Below are 24,634 nucleotides of genomic sequence, written 5' to 3' on the forward strand. Positions count from 1 at the left end.
CAAGACCCTCGGATGGAAGACACCCGCCGAAGCCCTCAACGAGCACCTACTATCTCTCCAGGTAGCCGGTGTTGCGACGACCGGTTGAACCCAAGCAGTACACGTCGTTCAGGCTCGCCGAGCATCTGGACGCCGCCGGCATAGCCGCGTCCATTGGCTCGGTAGGCGACGCCTACGACAACGCCCTGATGGAATCGGCGATCGGCCTGTATAAAACCGAGTTGATCAAGCCCCAGCGGCCCTGGAAGACGCTTTCCCAGGTCGAGCTGGCCACCGCCGAATGGGTCGACTGGTACAACCACCGCCGACTCCACGGTGAGATAGGCCATATCCCGCCCGTCGAGTACGAAGCCAACTACTACACATAACTCACGAAACCCCAGGTCACAACCACAATCTGAGATCTCTACCGAACCCGGGGCGGTTCAGACTCCATCTACCTGAGCGTCGACGACCTCGGCATCAGCCTGCACAGGCGCATCGCCTACACCGAGACCAGCCTGCCCAGTCCGCTCGCCGCCCGCCCTGTCACCGCACCCCCAGCCCCGCAGCCCGCCACCGCGTCCCGGCCGGCCACCGGGCGGGCGGGCATCCCTCCCGCCCGGTGGGAGGAGAAGCGGGCCTCCAACTGGTCCTAGCCCGGCGCTGCCCCGCAGTGGCCGACGGCACTCCCCTTCCCGTCGGCCACTGACCAAGCCACCCCTTCGCCGCCCCGGCGCGGCACCGGTTCGCCTGCCGGTGCCGCGCCCTGCCCGAAAGGCCGGCCACCCATGCCCGCACACCTCCAACACCCTGCAGAGACGACTCACCCGCCTGGGCATCCCCAGCACCAGCAAGGGCCGCAATGGGGCCTGGCTGGCTATGGTCGGCGCCGTCCACTGGAAGATGCTCGCCGATCTGCTCGGCCTCGCCGACGGCACAGCCCACAATCGGCACAAGCTCAACGGCGGAGACCGCGCCAGCTACGTCGCCAGCCGACTCAAAGCCTCTCAAACACCCAGGGATCCCGAGTAGGCGCCCGGTGGCCACGCTGCAGGAGCTTATTCGCTACGGTCCCCGGGGCGCTCGGTGGAGAACGGTGAGGTAGTCAGTATCTCCTTGAGGGTTTCAGCCAAGGTCCCCTCAGACATGTTTTCCAGGGAATCCGCAGGAATGCTTCTAAGCTCCCCTTCGGGAATGCCTGCCAGAGTCTTCTCTGGGCCCCTGGAAAGGGCTTCCTCCAGGCCCTCCTTGGTGATGCCCGCCAAGCGCGTCTCGGGGACGCCGGCCAAGGCCTCCTCTACGAAGGTGGTCAGAGCCTGCTCAAGCACGCTAGCTGAAGGCTGCTCGCGCTTGCTCGGGTTTGCCGGCATGGCTTCTTCCAATCGTGACAGACCGCCTTCAAGGTTCCGAGGCGCCCCGGAACATCAGAAGGTCTAATTCGGCCGGCGGAGAGCTGACTGGAGGCTCTCCGCCGATAGCATGGGATCGCCTATGTCGCATTGGCAGTAGCTGCTGATGACTGCAGCCACTGCTTGTCTCCGGGTTCAACTTCATTGAAGTAGGCCAAGAGTCGGGCATAGGTGGTCAGTTCGATTACTGCGGACTGGATTCGTGGCAGCTTAGTGCCGCGATCTTGCAGCCAATCCGCCATGAGGTCCGCTGTCTGTAGCACACGGCCGATAAGGCGTCGGCACATCGCCTGCGGACCCCCCGTTGCCGCCACTTCAGCGATCTCGGTCCAAGACTCCAGGCTCGGAGGTACGTATCCCTGTTCGACAGCGGTCTCGTACAGCCGGGGGTAGTCGAGACGCTGGTACCAAGAAGTCATCTCTTGGGCGAGCGTGCCGGATTCGAGCAGCGAGAGAACCTCGCTCAGCAGCTTTCCTGCCTGTCGCAGACGGTTCTCGGCTGAAGTCATGTACACGCCTGCGGATTCTAGGCTGTCTCCGTGCTCCGACAGTTCCAGTGCCTGGAAGACTTCGCTCGTAGCTGCGAGCAGTTCGAGGCCGGCGTTCTGAGCGAGGCGCTTCTTGTTGCGCAGGGCTTCGCTGCTCAGCTGCTCAGCCTTGTTACAGTTGACCGACATAGGTGTTTTCCTCCTCATGGGATGATGTGCGCTACGCGCCGATCGCTGCGGAGAGCACCTTGGAAACGCCGAAGGTGTTGATGATCGCCAGCGCCTGTCCGTGTACACGGATGTGGTCGTAGGCTGTAATCGACGTCCATGCGAAGTGCTGCCACTGGGACGGATCTTCGTTGGCGGACTCGACGTCAAAGTCAGCAAGAGTCCTGCGGAATTCCCGGAGTTCGGCGAGGAAGTGGCTGAACGCAGCTTCCTCCCCTCCCGCCTCAAACACGCGGTCGATGGCGTCTATCGACGCCTCGTCGAGGTTGATCATCCCCAGGCTCTCGGCCTCGCGAAGAGTATCCGGAATGCGGAAGCTGCCGCCCCTGGCTTCCCGAACCCTGGCGTCGTGAAGCGGGTAGAATTCGAGTTCCTTAGCCACCTGGTGGGACGATTCGTATTCGTCGAGGGCGGCGGAAATCGAGGCTCCAGCGCAGGAGACACGTACAGCTGCCTGCCTCAGGTTGTTCAGTTCCAGGTCGGAGTGGAGGAGGTGCAGTTCGCTGCCCGCCCGCATGAGGTGGGCCGAGCCGGTCGCGATGGGGGTGTCGACCATCCTGTACTTCTCACTTGTCGACTTTGCCCCTTCGATCCGCTCTTGCTTCCCCTCGGGTGGCTGTTCGACGATCACGTTGCAGATCACTGACATGGCAGACTCCTCTGTCGACAGCCCTAGCTCAAGCACCAGTTCCTGGGCGAGCGAGGGGGCTGTATTTGCCGTTGCGTCTTTTCGATGCATGCAGCACGTTTGGGTGCCGAGATCGGCATGCACCCCAACAACGTGTGCCTCATCTCCAGTCTGAGGGCGCAGTCAAGGCCTGTCATTTTGCGGATGAAACGCCTGGTCAGGGGTCCGCATCCGGGTGACCCTGCCTTCGTGTGCCTCGCACGGCGCCGCAGACCCTTGTCACGGTCGTGGCAGCGTCGGCACAGCCCACCACGACATCGTCCGTGAAGCCAGAGAGGTCCTCCCCGGAGCGCGGCTGCGACGACGGCTGTTCTGGCGCTATGCGCTCGTATGCCACCTTCAGTGAGCCGGGTCCGGGGAACGAGCGGTCACTGTCCGTATGTGCACTGTGGACGCATTGGGCAGAATCGAGTATTGCTCTCCGCCGGCATCCGCCCTTCCGTACAGTGCTGGCCAATTCCGCGCGGGCCGTGGACGAGTGGCTGCCCGTCAAGGACTGGCCGACCGACGTGGTTAGGGAGTGGCACGCCAGCGCGCCGGTGCCGTACTGCTGGTCGTACGACTCCGTGCCTGGTGCCGGTGACTGGCGGGGCAACACGCGCTGCTCCTGTGCTCTGTGCAGTTCCGCGTCTCTGCCCGACTTGCTGCTTTCCTCCGGACGCCGGCCGCGGCTCGTCGATCTGTATGCCGAGGTCGAGACGGTCCGGGGCGACAGCTTCCGCGCCGACAGGCGCATCGCCGATCTGATTCGCCATGCCACGTCATGCGGGATCGACCCGGGCGTCGTCTGCCCGGACGACGGTCCGGAGTTCGCCGCCCTGGAGAACCAGGTGCGGGCCGCGCTCAAGGAAGAGCCTCGCAAGAAGCCGGAGCTGGCCCGCGACAGCGGCCGCCGCCCGGTGTGCGACGGCTGCAGTTGACCACCACCCGGCATTCACCCCCGTCAGGGAGGGATACTCAATGACGATGACGACGACCCAGCGCATCCTCGACCTCGCTGCGGCGGCGCCGGCCCGCCATGGCGAGGACCTGGTGCTGCTCCTGCAGGAGGCGAACGAGCTGTACCAGCAGGGTCTGCAGGACCTGCACCGGGAGGTGGCAGCGCGTCTCGGCGGGCTGGGTACCGCGGATCTCATGTTCGCCGCGGAGACGGCCGGTATGCCCTGCGATGCCTCACAGGACCGCGACGAGGTGATCCTGCTGCTGGCCCTGGTCGAGTGGGGGATGACGCCGGCCGCCATTGCGTACGCGGAGATGGCCGAGGACGCCGCGCGCCGGGGTATCTGCTTGATCCCCGAGGAGTAGGCCGTGAGCCGTGAGCGCGGCCGTCAGAGAAAGACCTTGAGTCGCGGGCTGGACCTGCAACCGAAACTCCTGCCATTATTTGCGTTGTGAGTCGGGCTGGCCGGCTCACTGCTGACAGGACGGTTCTGCCATGACCTCGCGCCGTGAGCCTCGCCTGGCCGACGCTGCCGAGATCGCGGCTGAACAGGGCCTGACACCCGCGCGGATCAGCCAGTTCTACACCGAGGGCGCAAAGAACGCGGTCGGCAAGGCATTCCCCGAGCCTGTCGACAAGCGCGGCCGCGCCCGCCTGTGGGACCACGCGGAGGTCACCGAATGGTTCGCCCACCGGGCGCCGTCACGGCTCGCTGAACACGCACCGCCCTCCCTCGCTCCGGGGACGTTGCTGAACGCGGCCGAGGCCTCGAGGTATCTCGGCTACAAGAACTCCAGCCAGGTCACGACCTTCGTGCGCGATCACCCCGGTTACTTCCCCGAGCCGGATGTCGTCGAAGAGAAGGGCACGGCGGCGAACCCTTACCGCCGGCAGCTGTGGAAGGTGGAGACCTTGCAGGCGTGGATGGCCACCCGGCCCGGCCGCGGAAGACGAGCCGGAGCCAAGGACGCGCCGCCCCTGCCCGACGTTCCGGTCGACGGTGATCCCGAGGAGTTGCTGGGGGCGAGCCAGGCGGCCGCGCTGCTGGGGTACAAGACCGTCGGTTCCTTCTCGAGCAGCCTGTCCCAGGGCAACCTTCCGCTGCTGAAGACCACGGACGGGGTTGCCGAGAATGCCGGACGTCAGAACGGACGCCGGCGGTGGACGCGCCGGCGCATCCTGGAACAGGCTGCCCAGCGGTCCAGGAAGTAGTACTGGCGGTGAGCGGACCTCCGCGCACCGCCCCATGAACGCGGCTTCCGGTTTTGGGAGTTGGTCCCTTGCGGGCCGGGGGTCGCACGGTGGCCGGCATGGCGTGGTTCGCCACCACGCCCCGCAGCAGCCCAGGCTGCTGCGGACCGGCCACCGCCCAGTTGGTCACAGCACTGCACGAGCAAGCGGTTCGTCGTGCGCCGGCGCGGCCGTGGTCGGGCCCATGGAGGCCGACCACAGCACACACCGCGAGGCTGTTTCGAGTCCGTGACCATGGTCGGGGCTTCGTGGTCGGGGGTCTGGTCGGGGCCTGCGGGTTTCCTCAGTGCGACCGAGGGTTTCCGTCGGAGACCGCCAGGCCGCGGAAGGAAGCACCGTCATGAGCAGCGCCGCACGGAGTAGTCAGGCGACGAGATCGTCCGCCCCCAGCCTCGCTGACCCCCTGGTCCACCAGGTGCTGGCCGGGCTCGCCCAGCACCGCATCGTCACCACCAGCCAATTGCGCCGGATGCTGCGACCGGGCGGCACGCGGCAGTTGATGTCCCGCGTTCTGAACAGACTGCGCTCCGACGGCTTCGTCGGCTGCACGGTGCTGCCGGAGGTGAACCGCACCCGAACCAACGCCTGGTACCTCACGCCGGACGGCGCGCGGCTGACCCGGGACCTGCCCATTTTGCGGGGGCGGCCGCCCTACCCCATCACCTCGAACATGGCAGCGTCGCTGAAGACCCCGCACACGCTCGCTGTCGTACGCACCCACCTTGCTTTCGCCGAAGACGCCCGTCGGCTCCAGCACGAGCACGGCCCCTGGGACTGGACCCCCGAGGTATCTCACGCCATCGGTGAGGGCGAGCGGATCGTCGCCGACGCGGTCATGTATTACACCGTCGCCGAGGGCGAGCACCGGCGAAAACTGCGCGCGTTCGTGGAAGTCGACCGCAGCACCATGAGCAGCGAACGGCTGGCCGTCAAACTGATCGAATACGCCCGCCTGTTCCAGTACGAGGCGCAGCCCGTCGGCCGGCGCAGACAGGCCCCCGCAGGTCCTGCCTGGCTGCGCTGGTATCCGGTCTTTCCCCGGGTTCTCTTCGTGCTCACCGGTGCTTCCCGGGCCAGGCTGGAAAATCGGATGAGCGATCTGCAGGCGATGGTTGCTCAGCACCCGCTCGTAGCAACCCTCGCCCGTGAGGTCCGGCTCGGAGCCGCTGTACTGGAAGATCTTGAGCAACACGGTCCCGCCGAGGCCGTGTGGGTACCTCTGACCGGCGGGAACCACCGCTCGTGGACGGACCTGTGAGGCTGCTGCACGAGCGATTGATGAGAACCGGTTCTGAGTACGCATGCTCATCCCTTGCCGAGGCCGCGCTGGAAAACTGGCCGGACCATGAACGGGAGCGGGGGCCAGGTGACCGGTGTACGCGAGTCAGCCACAGTGTCCGGGCAGCAAGCGCCACCCCGGGTGGATGAGGGACGGGCGGTCGCTGTGGCCGCTATCGCGCGCTTCATAGGTGGTGAGCTGTGAAGATGAGGGAACGGCTGTCGAAGGGATCAGCTGTCGCCGCCTTGGTGGCGTTGGCGGCGACAGCGGGCTGTGGAGGGCTCGGGATTGGCGGCAGCGATCCCACGTCGGTGGTGAAGAAGGCGCAGTCCCTTGCGCAGCAGACACTCGAAGCGGTCCGCCCCGCCATCGGATCGGGGGCTGCATCGGTCGACAGGAGCGGCTGGGAGAAGTGCTCGACGGAGACGCCTGGTGTGCACAGGTTCACCTACGACTACGTCCTGACGGTCGACGTTCCCAAGGACAAATCACAGCGCGTGTTGGACGCGGCGAAGGCGCACTTCGCCAAGGCCGGCTACGGGCCCGACCTGCCGGACCCGAAAATGGCCAGGGTCGGAGGCACGCTGCCCAAGTCCAATTGGTGGGTCGGGGTCGGCGTACAGGACAAGTCGACCATGTTCATCAGCATCGGTTCTGGCTGCACCCCCACCTCCTCCGACCCGAAGATCTGACCCGATGCGGGTGTGGTCGGCCAGCAGCACAACCTGGCCGACCACACGGCTCGGCCCGGCACCATGAACCGATAGCGGCGGTCGAGTGCTTGACCGTTGGGCACCGCAACCCGGTGCAGCCCGACGCGCGACCGCCCCCGTCCGCAGACCTACATGCCAGCAGGTCGCGCCATCGCGCCGGGCGCTCCACCGCTCCGCGAGGTTCGGGTATGGGGTTTGAGAAGAACGCGGCGCCCCAGGCGATGGCCGGGGCGCCGTCGTGTGCGACCAGCAGCCGATGTGCTGCTGTGCCAGCCTCACCGCCGGCCTGCGCAAGCACGGCCGAGGCGCCATACGGCCGCTGGTCACTTTCGGCATTGCGTGATCAACCGCCCGCAACCGTGTACGGCGTCACCCGCGTGTGCTGGCGGACCTTTTGCATGCTCGCGCAAAGGCCTAGTCGTTGGGCTACTGGCAGTCAATCGTTGAGCCACGACTTCGGTTACGGCCGGCCGGCCCAGGCGGCGGGGCGACCGCTCGAAGTGTCATTGGTGCAGCGCGCAAGGAGAGAATGATCATGAAGGCTCGCAGGAAGCTCGCCGCAGCAGCCCTGACCGCTGGCGTCCTGGCTGGCGGCCTCGCGACGGCGGCACCGGCCAGCGCCATCAGCCAGGTGTCGTGCCCCAGCCGCCTTGGGGAGCGATCAAGGCTTGAAGGGCGATTCCTCAGCGTCGAGGCGCCCCTGGCAACGGAGTCGCTCTACAAGTCGGCGGCCCAGGCGTCGAAGGTCCGCCCATACAGCCCGCCCTTCGAACCCGATCAGCATCTCAGCTCCCCCTTCGTCGTACGGCTACTGGAGCGGAAATGGGACTTGCACGCTCACGCGCGTCGGGCGAGCGGGGCGAGCAGGCCATCACCGGGCCAGAGATCCCGTTCGGCCACGAGACAGGCAAGGAACACGTCGACCTCGGCCAGCACGGCGGCCCGCTCAGTCGGCCGGTAGGTGATGAACTCGTCAGCTGCAACATCGTAGGCGCGCAGGTGGCTGTGGGGCCCCGTGCAGATGAGGGCGCGTGCGATCTCCGGCAGGCCGAGGCTGAGGGCATCGCAGTTTCCGGAGCGGACGAGCTGCATCAGGTCGGTGGTGACGCTCTCCCAGTCGCCGGTGGCCGGCCAGTCGGCGCCCCCGTTCAGTTCGTGGGTGAGGGTGGCCAGCGGGATGACCTCGCCTGGCTTCCTTCCTCGGGTGAGGAGGTCGTGGATGCGGGTGCCATCGGGCTGGTGCACCTGTGGGTGGAGAAGCGAGTCGGCTGCGACGACGGTGGTGTTGACCTCCTGGGTTCCGGGGCCGGGGTAGTACGGCTCGTGCGCGAAGAGGAGGTAGACGTCCGGGGTACGGGCGGCCGGGCTGGATTCGGGCTGGGGCATGAGGACGGTTGCCTTCAGCGGCGATGGAGCGGTCATGGGGTGAGGTGCCGGCCGCCGGACGTCCGGTGCGTACGGGCCCAGGGGCCGTCCGGCGGTATGGGTTTGTTCCTCATCGGCTGTGCCGTCCTCGTTGGCGGTGCGCTGCACGATCTGGGCGGCCTGGTGGGCCAGTTGCAGCATCAGCCGTTCGCGGGCAATGAGGCCGTCTGAGACCGCGCGGGTGTCCCGGGCCTGGAGCAGACCGGCGGCGTCCCACAGCAGGTTGTGGCCGATCTCGGCCGACCGGCGTAGCTCGTAGCTGTCGTTGTCGGCGGCGGCCTGGACGAGGGAGGTGTGCAGGGCGGCGAGGCGTTGCAGGTAGCGGCAGGCTGCCTCGCCTTCGACGGTGTGGACGTGTTCTCGGGCCCGGGTGTCCAGCCGGCCGGGTAGGTGCTCGGCGAGCAGCGGGCCGAGGAGCATCGCCGGCAGGGCGACGTCGACGGGGACTCCGTGGCCGGTGGCGAACAGGCCGGCGACCAGACTGACGAGCGCGAGGGCCGCGGCGGAGAGCCGCACGGACCCTGGGATCCTGGCCAGGGCGATGCGCTGGGCAGGGCGCCTGGTCAGCCAGCGCAGGGCCAGGCGCTGCGTACACGTCGCGCCGGGGGTGAGCACCCCGATCTGGTGGGGGATCTCGGGCGGGCTGCCGTCGCCGGGGACGGTCCAGTCGAGCCAGCCCCACGGGGTGCGCTCGTGGACGAGTACCGGTTCGCAGGCAGCCGAACAGGTGTGGTCGCGGACGTGGCCGGTCCGCAGGACGCGGGAGCGTTCTCTGTCCCACCGGCCCGGATCGCGGGTGAAGGGGCGCTCGTGGTGCCCGGCCGCGGCCGGGGGTGGTGTGTGGAGCGTGGCTGTCACGGGCTCATTCCTTCCGGTTGGTTGGTCAGGGCGGAGGCGCATGTGGTGCAGCGGCCGTCGCCTGCGGGGTGGGCGCGCCGGGGTGTGGGTCCGGGGCAGGTGCGGCAGAGCGGCCAGCCAAGGCAGGCCGGGCAGAGGTCCTCGCTGGGGGCGGTTCCGGGGACGCCGCAGCCGGCGCATTCGGTAAGGGCCCGGTAGGTCAGGGCCTCGCTCACCGTGCGGGCGGCGGCGGAGCTGGTCATCGGCTGCGGCGCCGGGTCGTCCCACACGGGTGCGTCGTGGTGGTCGGCCGCGAGACTGGGCGGCGGGTAGGCCTGGGCAGTGCGCAGGCGGGCCGCGATGATCGCGCCGACCGTGGTCCGCACCGGATGTGGCAGGGGCCGGGCAGCGATGACGTGCCGCAGTTGCTCGCGGCTCCAGCCGGATTCCAGCATCACGGTCACGACGCGGCCTTGGTCGGTCAGCGCCTGCCCGGTCAGCAGCAGCTCGGGGCGAGCCGCCCCGAGTTCGAGCAGCAGCAGGATCCCTGGGTGCATCTCATCGGCCGCGGGCGCGGCCGGCGGAGAAGCCGGCGTGTCCGGCCGGTCCGTCCGTCCCGGTGTTCGCGTCGCTTCGACGCGGCACGGACGGAGGGGTCTGGTCTTCTGCTGAGTGGTGTTCTTTCTGTTGGTGTTCTTAGTGCCGGGATCAGCCAACGTAGGCTCAGCCAATCTTGGAAAACCCGACTCTGGTTGCGACCTGGGGTTTTGCAGGCCGGGCAGGTCGGTGATGAAGTACAGCGCCTGGCCGAGCGTGCCGTCGGGGTTCCGCTCGCGGGTGCGGTAGAGGAATCCGTGCCGCTCCAGCTGGTGAAGCCCGGTGGCGACCGCGTCGACGCCTTCGCGACCGCGGCGCACCAGTTCGGCCACCGTGACCTGCCAGCCGTCCCGGTGCGTGCTGATGTACCCGAAGATCCCCTTCGCTTTGAAGGACAGCCTCGAGTCGCGGAAGAGGCCGTTGGCGATCTGGGTGAACTGGTCGGCCGCCATCACCCCCCGCCGGATCCCCGCCCCGAAGCCGACGTTGTGTTCGTCTTCGATCGCGACGGTGATCGTGGCTTCCAGCAGGGTGACGTCGAGGGTGGCAGGGCGGTCGGTGATCGAGTAGACGACCTCGCCGAGCGTGCCGTTCGGGCGCCGCAGGCGTTCGCGGATGAGGTAGCCGTACCGTTCCAATTCCTTCAGGCCGGCGCGGACCGCCTCCCGCCCGTCGGGCCCGACGGCAACGAGGTGGGCGAGGGTGACCTGCCAGCCGTCCTGGTGCGTGCTGACGTACCCGAAGATCCCCTTCGCTTTGTAGGAAAGCCGGCTGTCGCGGAACAGCCCGTTGGCGATCTGGGTGAACTGGTCGGCCGCCATCACCCCCCGCCGGACGCCTGCCCCGAAACGGCTCACAGCCGTGCCCCTGAAGCGGGCCGCGCGTGGTGGCCAAGGCAGCGCACCGGGCCCGCCGAGGTGGGGCGGTCTGCTGACCTAGGTGCGCGGGCGTGCGGGTGTTCCATGGCGTCAGCTCACCCGCCGACCCCGACCACGCTGACGGCCACGAGCCCCGACCATCGGTCACGATCCGGCAACGGAGCCGTCTAACCGCCGTGGTCGGGCTCATGGTCGGGCCGACCACGCACCTTCAACCCGGGCACTCAGCGATTGCGCAGCCGACTGCGCAGCCCTGAACGAGCGTTGCGCAATCAGGCTGCGCAACCGGCCGAGGTTCCTGCGCAGTCGAGTTGTGCTGGGGAGGCTGCGCAGTCCGCCCGAAGGCTCCTCTTCTCGTGCGCAGCTCCGCCTGGCGCACTGCGCAGGCCTCTGTCACGGTCCTGCCGGCTTCCGTCTGTGCATCGGTGTCCGGGCCCTCTGGCCGAGCAGCACGTGATCGCACAGCAGTCGCCGGTCCGGGGAACAGCACCCGACGCGATGGCCTGTCACCGGCTCGCAGCTGACCCGTGGTCGGGGTCATGGTCGGCCCGACCATGACCCCGACCACGGACTTCGTGTCCCCATCGTGACCATGGTCGGGGGTTCATGGTCGGTGGTCCGGTCGGGGTCGACGGGTTTTCTCGAGGTCAGCAACAGTCGTTCTGACCTGGGAGTTTGACCATGTCCCCTGGCAAGCAGGCCTCACCGAGCGAGGCCGCTGCTCCGATGGCGGCCGGCCCCCGGCTGGAGGCGATGCGCCGCCGCGTGCGCCTCTCACGCGTAGCGGTCTGGACCGTCATCGCGGCAGGCCCCATCGCCCTGTGCCTCGCCGTCGCCTCCACCCCGACCACGGTCGCTGCGGCCCCCGCGACCAAGCCCACCGCCCTGCGCACCGCGACACCCGCCACCGACCCGGCCGGCTATGCGCAGGTCTTCATCAGCGCGTGGCTGCGCAGCGACGCCAACGACGAGACGAGTGCGCAGGCGCGGCTTGCGCAGTCGATGGCGCCGGGCGTCGAGCTGCCCGACCCGGCCGCCGGTGCGCATTCGGCGCCTGAGTCCGTGACGGCGGTGCGCAGTGCGCAGCGCGCAGGCGGCGCGTGGTCGGTGACGGTGGCTGCGCAATACGCCGACGGGTCGGTGCGGTACTACACGGTGCCGGTGGCCGCCGACCGGACGGGCTCCTCGTTCACGGTGACCGGTGCGCCCGCAGTGGTGGCCGGCCCGGCCCGGGCCGAGGTGGCGAAGTCGTCGTACGCCGTGACCCTACCGGAGGGTGATCTGTCGTCGGCGGTCGGGGAGTTCCTCACCGCCTACCTGACCGGTGCCGGCGAGGTCGACCGCTACCTCGCGCCCGGCGTGAAGCTCACCGCAGTCTCCCCCGCCCCCTACACGGCGATCACCGTCCAGCAGGTGTCCGCCATCGAGGAGGCCGCGGCCGCCGGGCAGGTGCCGGCGGACGGCACGACGGTGCGGGTCCTCGCCGCGGTGGAAGCCCGGGACGCGACCGGCCGGTGGCCGCTGGCGTATGAGCTCACGCTCAAGGCGCGCTCGGGCCGGTGGGAAGTCGCCGCGCTGGCGTCTGGGGGTGCCTGATGAACACCGTGCACAGCCTGATGCTCGCCGGGCAGCTGGACGACCTTGGCAACTCGTGGATCAACATGCTCAAGGAGTGGGCGACCAAGGGCCTGCAGGCCGGTCTGATCTGCCTGGTCGTCGTGATCATGATCCAGAAGTTCAGCCTTAAAGCGGGCATTGGTGCCCTGCTGCTGATGGTGATCGCGCTCGGTCTGTACAACGCGCGCAACGACCTGGCGAACATGTTCACCGACGAGGTGAAGAACCCGTCCAAGGGCGCGCCCGCCGTCCCGGGCATCGTCCGGTCCGAACTCCCCGCCGACCGTGACCACTCGCCGGGCGTCGGGGGCTGGCTGTGAGCGCGACAGCCGCCACGCGGGTGGGCCGCTTCTACACCTCAGCCCGCCGCCATCCCTGGGTGCTGGGCAAGGTCGCGGACTGGAAGATCCCGCTCGGCCCGTACACGCCCACGCAGATCGCGGTCGCCGTCGGCGGCGGCTTCCTCCTGATCAAGACGATCAGCTGGTGGTCGTGGATGGGGCCAGTCCCCATCGTCGGCTGGGGCCTGGTCATCTGGATGGTGCGCCGGCCGAAGATCCGGGGCCGTGCCCCGATCCAGGCCGCACTCGGCTGGGTGCTGCTTCTCTGGCAGCCCCGCGGCGGGCGGATCGGCGGGCGGGCCGCCCGCGACCGCGCTGCGCACCCGCTGCTCGGCGGCTTCACCATCGAGGACACGCCCGCGCCGAACCCGACCGTGAAGGCCACACCATCCTCTGCGGCTCGCCAGGGTGCCCCTCGGGCGCCGCTTGCGCGCCCGGCCGTCGGTCCCTGGTCCGCGCGCCGCCACACGGAACCGGCTGCTCCTGCACAGCCAGCTGGGCCGGTCTCTGGTGTGCAGCAGCTGCTCACGCTCGCCCAGCAGGGGGGTGCGCGGTGAGGGTTCCCATCCGTCACATCGCCGGGCACCTGGTGTGGTCGACGCAGGGCAGCGTGTGGGCGATCTACCGCCTGCACCCGGGCCCGGACGCGCAGGGACGCCGCGAGGAGACCGTCCAGGGCACCTATGTGCCGGCCGCCGTCCGCGACGAACAGCTGGCGAAGATCACCCACTTGGTGCGCTCGCTGTCCGGGGCCCCGCGCCTGTACAGCCTGTGCGCCCAGGTCGACCCGGGCGAGATCGCCCTGCGGATGATCGAGGGCATCGAGCCTGCCGAGCAGGCGTCCGGGGAGGGTCGGCACCCGTGGGTGGAGAACGTCGAGGCCGCCCTGGATCTGCTGGACGACCAGGAGATGCACCGCCGCACGCTGTGGCTGGCCGTGCCTCTGCAGAGCGAAGCAGGCGGCCTGCAGGTGTCGGCGTCGCTTGGTGCGGCGTGGGCCGAGGTCGCGCCGATGCTGGGCATGCGGCCGGCGCCGGTGGCCCGGCGCGAGGTGAACGCGTATCGCGAGCAGGCCTCCCGGGTGGAGGCGGCGATCGCCGGCGGCATCGCCTTCCGCCCGGCCCGCCCGGCGGAGATCGTGTGGATGATCCAGCACGCCCTGCACCGAGGCCTTGCCGAGCCGCTGCTGGCGGAGGCCGAGACCAGCGAGCTGTACGGGGGCCAGATCCGGGACGGGGTGCTGCGCTCCCCCAGCTACGCCGACCTGGGCCAGGTGCGCCTGCAGGAAGGAGGCATCGACCCCGACCTCGACGACGTCGACGAGCTCAAGAGCGCGGGGCAGATCACCCGATCCGGGCGGAAGGCCTGGTGGCGGGTGAACACCGGCTCGCCGCTGGGGCGGCGCTGGCTGCAGGTCGAGTCCGACGCCGGAGTGGGATACCAGGCGCAGTTGGCGCTGGCCGAGTGCCCGCCCGCGGTCAGCCAGGATGCCGCCGACCTGTTCGCGCAGCTGGAGATGCTCGATTTTCCCGTCGACTACACCGTCGACCTGACCTTGGTACCTGCGGAGAAGGCCCGCGATCAGGTGCGGCGCAAGAAGAATGAGCTGATCGACCAGGCCGACCAGTACGACGCCCGCCCCACCGGGATGCCCGCCTCGCTCACCGAGGCCGCCCGCGATTTGGGCGAGCTGGATGCCCGTCTGTCCCGTACGTCGGTCGAGGTCGAGGTGCAGTCGGTGACGGTACTGACGGTGTGGGGGCCGACCGCCGCAGTCTGCGACGCGAGGGCCCGCGCCCTGGCCGCACTGCTCGCCGGCGCCGACTACCGGGCGGTGCGCCCGGCCGGCCTGCAGGAGGCCCTGTTCACCCTGGGCCTGCCCGGCACGGTACGGCCGGGTGTGGTGCGGGAGTTCACTCAGCACCAGGTCTCCGAGGACTGGGCGCTTTCCGGGGCCTTCACCTCTGCGGAGGTCGGCGACCCCAACGGGATGTTCCTCGGCATCGATCTGGACTGCGGCACCACCCGCCCCGTGATGATCAACGTGGCGGATGCGCCCAAGGTCGACGCGTCCGCCTCCATGGGCATCGTCGGGGACCTTGGCGCGGGCAAGTCCGTCATGCAGAAGCTGCTGGCGGAAGCGGTGTGGGCGCGCGGTGGCTGCGCGATCTGCATCGACCGCACGCCCGTACGCGAGTGGGCGGCCTTCGCCCGCAGTGCGGCCAAGGGCCGCGTTCAGATCATCGATGCCGCGCAGGCCGAGGTGTCCATCGACCCTCTGCGCATGTTCGACGGGCCGGAGGGCCGGCACTACGCGCTGTCCTACCTCACTCTGCAGCTCGGTATCGGCCCGATGAGCACCAATGGCGAGGTCCTCCACCATGCTGTCGAGCAGGCCGCCCTCAGCGACGCCCGGTCCATGCACCGCGTCCTTGAGGTCCTCGAGGAGATGGCCACACGCGAGGCGGGTAAACGGCAGGACGCGGCCGCGACCCTCGCCGGCCTCATCCGGGTCGTCGCCACCAACTCCCTGGCCCGGATGGTCTTCGACCCGGCGCTGCCGCCGGTCAGGCTGGACGCCTCCAGCGCCTCCGACATGATCGTGATCACGACGACCGGTCTGAAGCTGCCCCCCAAGGCCGCGTTCGCCAACCCGGAGATCCTGCACCAGCAGCCGCTGGAGGCGCTGATCGGCCGGGCGGTGCTCTACCTGATCGCCGCTATCGCCCGGCAGACCGCGTTCGAGGATCCCGAGCGGTTCACCGCGGTGGTCCTGGACGAGCTGTACTGGCTCACCAGCTCGGCTGAGGGCACGGCCTTGGTCCACGAGATCCTCCACGACGGCCGCAAGCATGGCGCCGGCCTGCTGGCGGGCTCGCACGACGCCGAGGAACTCGGCCCCGACCGGGGCCTGATGGCCTACCGGGCGCTCGCCCGCACCGCCGACCGCGAGAGCGCCCGTCGCGGCCTGGAGTTCGTCGGACTCGACCCGAACGACGGCGAGCTGGTGCGGCTGGTGACCACCGGCCTGTCCCCCGTCGGCCACAAGGGCCGCCAGGGCGAGTTCCTGCTGACCTGCCCGCGGCAGAACACCGGCCGCATCAAGGTCTCCATCCCCCGCATCCCACGCATCACCACCTCCATCACCACCACGCCGGGACGCCGCACGAGCTCTGCCTCCCCGACGGTCCCGGAGCCGCTTGCCGGTGTGGCCGCACAGACCCGTCCGAAGGAAACCGTCTGATGACTACTTCGTCGTGGGACCGCTCGCGGCGCGTCGCCGCCGCCGTGAGCGTCCTTATCGTGATCGCCGTCGTCGCCGTGGTGGTGCTCGTCCTCGGGGCGGCCGTGCCGCAGGGGTGGTGGCCGCACACCGGGCAGGCCTTCGCCGCCGACGCCGCCTACCAAGATCCCTGCGCCCTGGTCGTGGGTCCGGCCAAGGCGTACTGCGAGCGCGACGCCACGAGGTCCGCCTCCGGCCAGCATGACGTGGCCGGCGGGGCGTGGAGGCTGGTGCCTGCCCTTGCGGGGGTGGGTGCGCTCATGGTGTGGCGGCTGCGCTGCTCCGCTGGGCAAAGGCGGCGCTGACGTGTTCCGTCCAGACCGCGCGATGCTGCGTTCGGCCGGCTTCGTCGTACTGCTCACCGGCGTGTTCCTCCTGGTGAACACCCAGGTGGTCTACGCGGTCGGCAGTAATAGCGAGACCGGAGACCTGCTCGCCCCGCTGAACATCTACTCCTCCGAGGGCGTGCCGATCGACGGGTACGACCTGAATGCCTCCGGTGGCTCCATCGTCGCCTTCAAGAGCCAGGCCCTGGCATTCGCCTTGTCCGGGCTGTTCACGCTGATCCGGCTGCTGGTCGGGCTGGCCGGGTGGGCGATCGAGGTGGCCTTCCGCTTCCCGATGCTCAAGCTCCTCGCCAAGCCCGCGCAGAAGGTCGCCGACACCTACGACACCGTCGTCGTCGACACGCTCGGGTTGAAGGGGCTGCTGCTGGCGTGGGCGTTCGTGTTCGCGGGGTTCATGATCGTGCGTGGCCGGGTCGCCCGTGGTCTGGGCGAAATCTTCCTCACCCTGCTCATCGGGGCGATCGCCGCCTCGGCTCTCATCCGTCCCGACACCCTGCTCGGCCCGGACGGGCCGCTGGGGCAGTCCGAGCAGGTGGCCGCCTCGGTCGCGCAGCAGAGCGTCAACTCCTACGACTGGGGCGGCAAGATCGCCAGCGATGCCCCGTGCGCGGGCATGGCCGGCAATGCCGAGATCAAGTGTGAGGAGCGGGAAGGCGAGGGACCGGTCTCCGCGACGCAGGTGGCCCGGCCCATCCAGGATTCGATCACCAACGCCTTGATCGTGAAGCCGTACATGCTCCTCCAGTACGGGCGCATCCTCGACCCCGCCAAGACTGCCGACCGCAAGGCGTATGCGGTCCATTTGAAGTGGGTCACCGGCGGGTACCTGCCCAGCTCGACCCCGTCAGACAAAGCGAGGGATGCCTGCAGCCTGGTCCACGGGCCGGGCAAGAAGTACTGCGAGCGCGACGTCGACAACAAGCCGCCCAGCAGCGGCGATCTCCCGACGCTCACGCCCGGCGGTGAACTCCTCGACACTTCCCACGCGATCGTCACCGACGAGGACCGCTCGTTCGCCGCGTTCCTCGCCGACATGAAGAAGGCCGGCCCGGTCGGCCAGTCGTGCGCGGCCTATGCCGAGAAGCCCACCTGGTGGAGGGTCGGCGGAGCGTTCCTGCTGCTGATCGCCGCGCTGTTCATCTGCGGCATGCTGCTGTCCAGCGCGACCGTGCTGCTCGGCACCCAGGGGGTGTGCGCGGCCGCGGCGGCCGTCGGCGGGGTCACCTTCGTCGCGGGCATGCTGCCCGGGCCCGCCCGCCAAAGCGTGTGGAAGTGGCTGTCCGTGTGGGGAGTCGCCGCGTTGGCCGTAGTCGGGATCTGCGCGTTCATCCCGTTCTTCGGGATCGCCGTCGACGCCACCATCACCAACGGCCCCGACCTGATGGTCGAGCGGATCCTGCTCATCGACGTCCTGGCCATCGCCGGCGCGGCCGGACACCGCAGACTGCTGACCGGCATCACCTCCTTCGGCCGGCGCATGGCCATGCGCATGCGCTACGCCAAGGTCGGCGGCACCCACCTGCCCGGCGACACCTCCGAACTCGGCGCCGCCCTCGCCATGAACTCCCCCGCCGCCATAGGCGGATACGGCACAGGGCTGCGCGCCTTCACCGGCGGGGGCGGCGGCAGGTTCGGAATGCTCGGCACCCGGCAACGGCTGATGGGCGCGCTCACTTCCCTGTTCGACGGTGCAGGCATGCCGGTGGACACCGGCGGGATCCTCGCCGACGCCACCGCCGAAGCCCGCCGGGGACTCGCCCCGCTGACAGCGGCCGCGGCCGTGGGCGGGCTGGGCGCACGGCTCAGTGCCAAGGGTGCCGGCTGGCTGCTGATCGGACGCCGGCCGGACCAGGAGCAGTTGGCAAAGTGGCGCAAACCCACCGCCGACGGCGACCCGGACGCGGGCGGCCCGACCGGCGCAGGACCCGAAGGTCCGAGCGGAGGCGGCGGTGGTGGGCCGTTCAGGCCTGGAGGGCCGCCCGACCGGTACCGCAACGCGGAGGGGCAGGTCGTCGACCGCAACACCGGCCACGTGCTGCACGACCAGAACACCGACCGGCCGCTGCTGTCGACCCGGGCCCACAACCGTCTGGTCCGCTTCCGCGGCTACCGCATCCTCAACCGGGGTGGCCGGGCGGCATACGGGGCAACCGTTGGCCTGCCGGCCACTGTGCGCCGCGCCCGGTCGGGAGGCTCGCGCTACTCCCAGGACGCCCGCCAGCAGGTGCGGGTATGGGGCAACACCGTCCGCGAGGACGGCCGGGCCTGGTCAGACACCGGGCGTCACATGGCCAGGGTCATCCGCGAGTACACCGACGACAATGCCGGGACTACTCCGTTCTCCAGCCGTCGCCTGCCCACCGCGGCAACTGCAGCTGCTGCCCCCCGTCCGGCTTCCCCGCCGCGGCCTGCGCCCTCCGGTCGTCCTTCGCCCCGACCGGTCCCTGCCCCGGCACGGCCGGCCGCGTCGGCGGGCGGTCCCGCGGCAACTCCGTCCCCCACGCCGGTTCCTCGCCCAGACGGCCCGGCGCCACGGCCTGGGCCCGATCCCGGCAGGCCCGGTCATCCGGTACGTCCCGGCGACAGTGACGCGGACGGTTCCGCAGGCAGCAGCAACCAGGCCCGGATACAGGAGCTGATGCGGCAGGCCGAAGTGCTGCGCAACCTGCGGGCCCGGTGGGGGACCGAGGACGGTGAGGACGAGTGAGGCCGTCCCGGCACCGGATGGCACGGTGGGGGTGTGCGGTGATGCTGCTGATGTTCGCCGCAGTGTGCTGTGCCGCACCGGTGGGAAACGCGATCAGCGCGTACGTCGCGCTGAAGACGGACGCTCAGGATGACGGTGGGATCGCCGAGGGCGGCAGTGCCGCGGACATCCCGCCGCGCATGCTGGCCGCCTACAAGAAGGCCGTCCAGCAGGTCGCACAGTACGTGCCCAGGTGCCAGGGCATGCGCTGGCCCATCCTCGCCGGGATCGCGAAGGTCGAGTCCAACCACGCACTCGGCCGGAGCATCGCCGCCAATGGCGACATCCGCCCGAAGATCTACGGAGTGCTCCTCAACGGCACCGGCGCCGGCGGGAACACCACCGTCGTCCCGGACACCGACGGCGGCAAGTGGGACGGAACCTCGCAAGGGGATCGTGCTGTCGGTCCGTTCCAGTTCCTGCCCTCCACGTGGAAGTCGGTCGGCAAGGACGGCAACGGCGACAAGGTCGCCGACCCGCACAACGCCGACGACGCCGCGCTCGGCGCCGCGGTCTACCTGTGCGGAAGCGGCGGTGACCTGACCAAGCGTGCCCAGCTGAGGGCCGCGATTTTCCAGTACAACCACTCGGGCGAGTACGTCGCCACCGTGCTGGGCTGGATCGACCAGTACACCGCGGCCGCCAAGGACCCCGACCTGAAGAACGTCTCGGACAAGGTCCGCACCGTCATCGACGCGGCGCTCTCCCAGCGTGGTGTCCCCTACTCGTGGGGCGGCGGCAACGCCCAGGGCCCGTCGTACGGGATCTGCTGCTCACCCAGCGGCAAGAGCGGCACGGACATCAGGGGCTTCGACTGCTCGGGGCTGACCCAGTACGCGTACGCCAAGGCCGGCATCAGCCTGCCCCGCACCGCGGCCGCACAGGCCGGTGTCGGCCAGCGCATCCCCGCCAGCCTCGGCACAAGCGCGCTCAAGCCAGGTGACCTCGTCTTCTACGCCACCGCTCCCGGACACGATTCCACGATCTACCACGTCGGGATCTACGTGGGCAGCGGACAGATGGTCAACGCCGCCCGCCCGGGCACCGTGGTGCGCCTGGACGCCGCCAACGCGATGTCCGGCTATGCGGGGGGAGCACGCCTGCTGTGACCACCATCCCGCGCTCACCGCGCCTGCTGGTGCTGAGCTCCGCCCTGCTCGCTGTCGCGGGCGCCGCTCTGCTGGGTATGCCGCACGGTCAGGAGCCGACGGCCCCAACGACGGCCTCGACCGCGCATACGGCCACGGATTCGTCATCGGCGGCTACCCCGCTTCCCGCCAGCGATCCGACCGCCGCCGCGGCTGCCTCCGCGACACCCGCTGCATCGACGCCGTCAGCCGTCGAGTCCGCTCTGCCGCCGCACGGCGAGGGCGTGGCCGGCGACCGTGCCATCCAGCGGAACCTGGAGGCAGCCTGGCCCGCTGACCTTCCCGCCGCCGACGAGCGGGAGTTGCTCACCGCCGGTCGTGCGCTGCTGCGCGCGGACGCCACCGGAGTCGGCCGCGAGAAGTGGCCAGGCGTCTTCGGCGACTCAGAAGCGGTGGCCCCGGCGTTCGCCACCGCTCGCTTCCGCATCCAGGCCGCGATCGCCCGCCGCGACGGCAGCCCCACCAAGGCGGTGGTCCACCTGGTGTGGGCCGGCATGGACCGCGGCGGCACCTTCACCGACCTGCGCATCACCGACTGGCACTTCACCCGCACCAACACACTGAAGGGGGCGTCCACGTGGACTCCGCAGCCCCGTACCTGACGGACCGGGCCGATGACATGGCCACTGGTCAGGTCCTCGGCCTGGTCACCGGCCTGGTCGGCGCCGCCGACTGGCTCTACGAACACTGGTACCTGCTCGCCCTGGCCATCGCCGTGTGCTGGGGGGCGGGCGAGCTGGTGCTACGCCGTCTCGCGGCCAAGGCTTCGGCCGAACGGATGGCCCTGGAGCTGGTGCCCAACAGGCACTTCGCCCCGAGCCTGGAGGAGATCTTCCGCCGCGGCGTGCAACTGGCTCGCGCTTCCACAGCCATGCCCTGGTGGGCGCCACGCCGGGCGAAGGCCGTGCAGATCCGGCTGCGCGCCGACGGCTCCAGCCCGCTGCGCTACCGCATCGAGGGCCCGGCCGGCGGCCAGCGACTTTTGTCCATCACCCCCTTCGGGCCGGACGTCACCGTCAACCGGGCCCGGCCGATCGCCGACAAGCCCCGTGACCACGTGGTGCGGGCAGAGTTCATCCTGCGCGGCAAGCCGACCGCACCCCTGCGTGAAGTTCCGCTGAATCCGGACCCGCTGCAGCCGCTGATCGACGCCGTCTCGGACCTGCGTGCCGAGCTGGGGGACCTCGCCGAGATCCGGCTCGACATCCAGCGCGCACCCAAGTGGGCCTTGCGGGCGCGCCGTCTGCAGCTGATGAGCGATGCGCGTCGCGCGGAGCGGCGCGAGGCCCAGCGGGCCGCCCGGTGGCTGCGGCAGGACGCCAGCGGCATCGAGGACTCCCTCACCTGGCAGCTGCAGCAGCTGCTCAGCGACAAGCCCGCTGCTGGCGCCGGACGGCGGCTGGTCATGCCGCCGGTGCCCCGACGGGTGGAGCCGGCCGAGGCGCTGGGCAAACTCGCCGACGACGACCACCTCGTCCGGGTGCAGCTGCTGGTGATGTGCGCCTCGAACACCGAGGGCCGCGCCCAGGCCCGGCTCGCGCAACTCCAGGCCGCCCTTGACGTGTTCGGCGGCCGCTCGAGGTGGGCCATGCGCGGATGGCGGCTGGGACCGTGGCGGATCGGCGCCGACCACTGGCCCACCAGGCGTGGGTTCGAGCGCCGCTGGACCCTGGGGCACTGCCAGCCGCCCCGCGCCAACTGGGTGAGGCTGGAAGAGCTGACGGGTCTGCTCAAGCCGCCCACCATGCACTGCCGACTGCCGGTGCTCGCCGGGGACCTGCCGACGTTCCAGTTCGGCGATCCGGAGCTGCTACTGCAGGGCATCTACCGGGGCCCGGACGGCCGCGAACGCCTGGTCGCCACCTACGCCGAGGAGACGTTGTTCGAGGTCGGGGTGGGCAAGGCCGGCGGCGGCAAGACCGAGCGGGCTTTGGCGCAGGCGATCGGCTGGGCCCATGCCGGGGGCGGGCTGCTGTTCGTCGACCCCCACCGTGACTCATGGCCCCGGGCCACCACGTTCCTCGCGCACGAGGCCCTCATGCGGCGGATCGCGCTCATCGACCTCAACGGCCTCGGCGCCAACCCGCGGGTGAGCTCATGGAATCCGCTCGGTATGCACCAGGACCAAACGGCGCACGAGGTCGTCGAGGCGATCACCGATGCCTACGCCTCCGCGCTGGCCTGGGACGATGCGACCGCACCCCGGGCGATCACCATTTTCACCGCCGCCCTGGCCGTCCTGGCCGCCGTCAACGAGGCCGCCTGTCAGACCGGCCGCCCCGAGGACCAGGCCACCATCTTCCACGTGCGGGCGCTGCTCACGGATGCCGCGTTCCGTACGGCAGCGCTCGCCGCGGTGGCCGACCGCCTGGACGAGGAGACCCGGTCCTGGTGGCAGGTGGTCTTCCCGACCTTGCCGCCGGACGCGTTCGCTGTAGTCCTCAACCCGATCGCCCGGCTGGCCGCAAACCCCATCACGCGTGCCTTCCTCGGCCAGCCCGTCGGCGTCTACAACATCCGCGCGGCAATGGACTCGCGGATGGTCGTGTGGGTGTGCCCGGGCGGCAACGGGCCCACCGACCGGCTGGTGACCGCCCTGCTGGCCCGTGATTTACTGCGGGCCGTGCGCTCCCGGCGTGACACCCCGGAAGCCAAGCGGGTGCCGTTCCGCCCGTACTTCGACGAGCTGATCACGTTGACTGGCGCGGCGCCAGAGACCATCGCTGCCATGTTCGAGGACTTCCGCAAGTACAGGTGCCAAGTCCACGGCATGACCCAGCTGCTGGCACGCCTTCCCTCACCGGTGCGGCTGTCCCTGGTGCAGAACGCGTCCACACTCGCCACGACCGCCGGATCAAAGTCCGCGATCGCACCAATCACCGCCGAGTGGGGCGACAATCCCAGCCCCGACCGGGTCGCTGCCATGGAGCGATTCGAGCACTACGTGTCCATGAACGTCCACGGCCGCCGGGTCGGGCCGATCCGATTGCGAGGACCCCATCTCGACGCGGTCTTCGCCACCCAGGCCCGACCGCACCAGGTCCCCGCCCTGGAGCAGGCCGCCCACACGAACGCCGGAGCGCTCCCCCTGGATCAGCTCACCGACCGCGCAGCCGAGCAGACCGGCCGTGTCGCCGTCTTCCTCGCACAGCACTCCCCCGCCACCGCCACCCCCGTACCTCTGACGAAGGAGGAATACGAATGATCGTCGCCCAGCTCGACGAGCGCCAGGACGTCGGCGTACCGGCCGGCGTCCAGCCCGAAGGGCTTGGGCCGCCCGCCGGCGACGTCGCCCTCGTACACCCGGTGCTGTCCGTCCACCCACGCACGCAGCAGCGCCCGGGCGTTGTCCGTGCTGACGTCCAGGGCGGCCGCGACCTCGGACCAGGTGGCGCCCAGCGCCAGCGCCTCGTGGATGCGGCCGGCGCGCTGCGCCTCGATCTGCTGCTTCAGCTGCTGGAGTATGCCGAGATGTCCTCAAAAGGGGCTGGGACCGGGTAACTTCGCCGGCCTGCTCGCCAGCGACCTGGAGGGCCGCTGGAGTGGCGGGTATGAGGCCGCTGAATGGCACCGCAGTGCGCTGACCGATGCCGCCGCTGGCAGCGGCCCGAAGAGCCCCGGCGCAGGGAGCAGGATGAGGGGGCTGAGTCGGGGAAGCACTGGCGCGTTCTGTGACGGCCTCTTTCGTTCCCAGGGCCTCCCCTGCGGCGAGTGATTGGGCGGCCCCTGACCAGGGCGCGGTGTGGGGGCCGCCCGGCCTTGCGGTCCTGTCAAGCGCAAGGCACTACCACGCTAGAGCCCACGATGAAGTGGCGCCCGCCCGGTCCGTCGGTCGTGTGAGTGCCGACAGCTGGTTGTTCTACGCGTTTGCCGGCTCCGGTTCGGGGCGCCGGGCCTTGGTCCGTACGACGGCCTCCACGTCATAGCGGGGCGTGCCCTCCTCCGTGGCGTGCGCGGTGACGGCTTCCTGCACTTCCCCGGCCAGGTCCCGCCAGTTCTGCCAGGCCGCCTCGGTCTGCTGCGGCGACCACGGTGTCGCCGTGGGCCGGCCGTAGGTGTCCCGCAGGTCCATTACGCGGCCGTGCGCCTCGTCAGCCGTTTTCTGCATCTCCACGAGTTCATCGAATGTGTGTGCCACGCCGACGGATCCTACGTCGCCAGTGGTGGGATGCCCGTCGGCCGACCGGGCCTCGGTCAGCGCGCCGGGCACGGTGGGGTCGGCCAGTAGCCGCATCGCCTCGGAGATTGCGGCGCAGCCCTGGTGGTAGCCCGGCAGCTAGCCGGGGGAACGCCTGGGCCGGGGACACGGTCGGCCGTGTCCACGGCCAGGCGCCATTCCCGGGGGTTGCGTCCAGGGAAGTGGTGTACGGGCTCCCACCTGATCCGGGCGTTTGTCCCGGCGTATGAGTGAGTGCCCGGATACAAGAACGGCCACCG

The 24,634-nt window shown here is 69.8% G+C and carries 22 protein-coding genes and 2 pseudogenes; 18 read left to right on the plus strand and 6 right to left on the minus strand.

What is annotated here, in order from left to right; translation table 11 throughout:
- Nucleotides 1-89: 89 nt before the first annotated feature.
- Nucleotides 90-368 (plus strand): annotated as a pseudogene (locus ACFYMM_RS42590) (integrase core domain-containing protein); the annotation flags it as partial.
- Nucleotides 369-861: 493 nt separating this feature from the next.
- Nucleotides 862-1,014, plus strand: coding sequence for a hypothetical protein (locus ACFYMM_RS42595; RefSeq protein ID WP_388397825.1), 153 nt, complete (start codon nt 862-864; stop codon nt 1,012-1,014).
- 26 nt (nt 1,015-1,040) lie between these two features.
- Here ACFYMM_RS42595 and ACFYMM_RS42600 read toward each other — a convergent pair whose 3' ends face one another.
- The 3 genes from ACFYMM_RS42600 to ACFYMM_RS42610 all read right to left on the minus strand — a co-directional run bounded on the left by ACFYMM_RS42600 (nt 1,041) and on the right by ACFYMM_RS42610 (nt 2,756).
- On the minus strand, nt 1,041-1,310 hold the full coding sequence (locus ACFYMM_RS42600) for a hypothetical protein (RefSeq protein ID WP_388397827.1): 270 nt from the start codon (nt 1,308-1,310) through the stop codon (nt 1,041-1,043).
- 161 nt (nt 1,311-1,471) lie between these two features.
- Nucleotides 1,472-2,068, minus strand: coding sequence for a hypothetical protein (locus ACFYMM_RS42605; RefSeq protein ID WP_388397830.1), 597 nt, complete (start codon nt 2,066-2,068; stop codon nt 1,472-1,474).
- 31 nt (nt 2,069-2,099) lie between these two features.
- Complete coding sequence (locus ACFYMM_RS42610) at nt 2,100-2,756, minus strand: hypothetical protein (RefSeq protein WP_388397832.1); 657 nt, start codon at nt 2,754-2,756, stop codon at nt 2,100-2,102.
- Between the two features lie 292 nt (nt 2,757-3,048).
- Between ACFYMM_RS42610 and ACFYMM_RS42615 the strand changes: the two are divergent.
- From ACFYMM_RS42615 to ACFYMM_RS42640, 6 genes and pseudogenes are all read left to right on the plus strand, one after another.
- Nucleotides 3,049-3,141: pseudogene (locus ACFYMM_RS42615) on the plus strand (SAM-dependent methyltransferase); the annotation flags it as partial.
- 124 nt (nt 3,142-3,265) lie between these two features.
- Nucleotides 3,266-3,715 (plus strand): hypothetical protein, encoded by a 450-nt coding sequence (locus ACFYMM_RS42620; protein WP_388397835.1) that lies wholly within the window; start codon nt 3,266-3,268, stop codon nt 3,713-3,715.
- A gap of 40 nt (nt 3,716-3,755) precedes the next feature.
- Nucleotides 3,756-4,100, plus strand: a complete 345-nt coding sequence (locus tag ACFYMM_RS42625) for a hypothetical protein (RefSeq protein WP_388397838.1) — start codon at nt 3,756-3,758, stop codon at nt 4,098-4,100.
- Nucleotides 4,101-4,230: 130 nt separating this feature from the next.
- A complete protein-coding gene (locus ACFYMM_RS42630) occupies nt 4,231-4,947 on the plus strand; it encodes a hypothetical protein (protein WP_388397840.1) in 717 nt (238 codons plus the stop codon).
- Between the two features lie 379 nt (nt 4,948-5,326).
- Nucleotides 5,327-6,244 carry a replication-relaxation family protein gene (locus ACFYMM_RS42635; protein WP_388397843.1) on the plus strand — a complete coding sequence of 306 codons (918 nt, stop codon included), beginning with the start codon at nt 5,327-5,329 and terminating at the stop codon, nt 6,242-6,244.
- A gap of 227 nt (nt 6,245-6,471) precedes the next feature.
- Nucleotides 6,472-6,957, plus strand: coding sequence for a hypothetical protein (locus ACFYMM_RS42640; protein ID WP_388397846.1), 486 nt, complete (start codon nt 6,472-6,474; stop codon nt 6,955-6,957).
- 858 nt (nt 6,958-7,815) lie between these two features.
- Here the strand turns inward: ACFYMM_RS42640 and ACFYMM_RS42645 are convergent.
- On the minus strand, nt 7,816-9,261 hold the full coding sequence (locus ACFYMM_RS42645; protein ID WP_388397849.1) for a hypothetical protein: 1,446 nt from the start codon (nt 9,259-9,261) through the stop codon (nt 7,816-7,818).
- Nucleotides 9,258-10,694 (minus strand): hypothetical protein, encoded by a 1,437-nt coding sequence (locus ACFYMM_RS42650; protein WP_388397852.1) that lies wholly within the window; start codon nt 10,692-10,694, stop codon nt 9,258-9,260. The genes ACFYMM_RS42645 and ACFYMM_RS42650 overlap by 4 nt, the downstream gene beginning before the upstream one ends.
- A 702-nt stretch (nt 10,695-11,396) precedes the next feature.
- Between ACFYMM_RS42650 and ACFYMM_RS42655 the strand changes: the two genes are divergently transcribed.
- From ACFYMM_RS42655 to ACFYMM_RS42700, 10 genes are read left to right on the plus strand one after another with little or no spacing between them, the layout of a single operon-like run.
- A complete protein-coding gene (locus ACFYMM_RS42655; RefSeq protein WP_388397855.1) occupies nt 11,397-12,311 on the plus strand; it encodes a conjugal transfer protein in 915 nt (304 codons plus the stop codon).
- Nucleotides 12,311-12,652, plus strand: coding sequence for a hypothetical protein (locus ACFYMM_RS42660; protein WP_388397857.1), 342 nt, complete (start codon nt 12,311-12,313; stop codon nt 12,650-12,652). The genes ACFYMM_RS42655 and ACFYMM_RS42660 overlap by 1 nt, the downstream gene beginning before the upstream one ends.
- Nucleotides 12,649-13,230, plus strand: a complete 582-nt coding sequence (locus ACFYMM_RS42665) for a hypothetical protein (RefSeq protein ID WP_388397860.1) — start codon at nt 12,649-12,651, stop codon at nt 13,228-13,230. The genes ACFYMM_RS42660 and ACFYMM_RS42665 overlap by 4 nt, the downstream gene beginning before the upstream one ends.
- Nucleotides 13,227-15,917, plus strand: a complete 2,691-nt coding sequence (locus ACFYMM_RS42670; protein WP_388397863.1) for an ATP-binding protein — start codon at nt 13,227-13,229, stop codon at nt 15,915-15,917. The genes ACFYMM_RS42665 and ACFYMM_RS42670 overlap by 4 nt, the downstream gene beginning before the upstream one ends.
- Nucleotides 15,917-16,261 carry a hypothetical protein gene (locus ACFYMM_RS42675; protein ID WP_388397866.1) on the plus strand — a complete coding sequence of 115 codons (345 nt, stop codon included), beginning with the start codon at nt 15,917-15,919 and terminating at the stop codon, nt 16,259-16,261. Before ACFYMM_RS42670 ends, ACFYMM_RS42675 begins: the two co-directional genes overlap by 1 nt.
- Before the next feature lies 1 nt (nt 16,262).
- Complete coding sequence (locus ACFYMM_RS42680; protein ID WP_388397867.1) at nt 16,263-19,010, plus strand: hypothetical protein; 2,748 nt, start codon at nt 16,263-16,265, stop codon at nt 19,008-19,010.
- 41 nt (nt 19,011-19,051) lie between these two features.
- Nucleotides 19,052-20,158 (plus strand): NlpC/P60 family protein, encoded by a 1,107-nt coding sequence (locus tag ACFYMM_RS42685; RefSeq protein ID WP_388397869.1) that lies wholly within the window; start codon nt 19,052-19,054, stop codon nt 20,156-20,158.
- Nucleotides 20,155-20,799, plus strand: a complete 645-nt coding sequence (locus ACFYMM_RS42690) for a hypothetical protein (protein ID WP_388397872.1) — start codon at nt 20,155-20,157, stop codon at nt 20,797-20,799. The genes ACFYMM_RS42685 and ACFYMM_RS42690 overlap by 4 nt, the downstream gene beginning before the upstream one ends.
- Nucleotides 20,775-23,402 carry an ATP/GTP-binding protein gene (locus ACFYMM_RS42695; protein WP_388397875.1) on the plus strand — a complete coding sequence of 876 codons (2,628 nt, stop codon included), beginning with the start codon at nt 20,775-20,777 and terminating at the stop codon, nt 23,400-23,402. The genes ACFYMM_RS42690 and ACFYMM_RS42695 overlap by 25 nt, the downstream gene beginning before the upstream one ends.
- The gene (locus ACFYMM_RS42700; RefSeq protein WP_388397878.1) at nt 23,399-23,698 is read left to right on the plus strand and encodes a hypothetical protein; all 300 of its coding nucleotides are present in this window, start codon (nt 23,399-23,401) and stop codon (nt 23,696-23,698) included. The genes ACFYMM_RS42695 and ACFYMM_RS42700 overlap by 4 nt, the downstream gene beginning before the upstream one ends.
- A gap of 358 nt (nt 23,699-24,056) precedes the next feature.
- Here the strand turns inward: ACFYMM_RS42700 and ACFYMM_RS42705 are convergent, their stop codons facing one another.
- Nucleotides 24,057-24,335 carry a hypothetical protein gene (locus ACFYMM_RS42705; protein ID WP_388397880.1) on the minus strand — a complete coding sequence of 93 codons (279 nt, stop codon included), beginning with the start codon at nt 24,333-24,335 and terminating at the stop codon, nt 24,057-24,059.
- Between the last annotated feature and the right edge of the window lie 299 nt (nt 24,336-24,634).

This window comes from Streptomyces sp. NPDC006739 (assembly GCF_042869815.1).
Classification (GTDB): domain Bacteria; phylum Actinomycetota; class Actinomycetes; order Streptomycetales; family Streptomycetaceae; genus Streptomyces.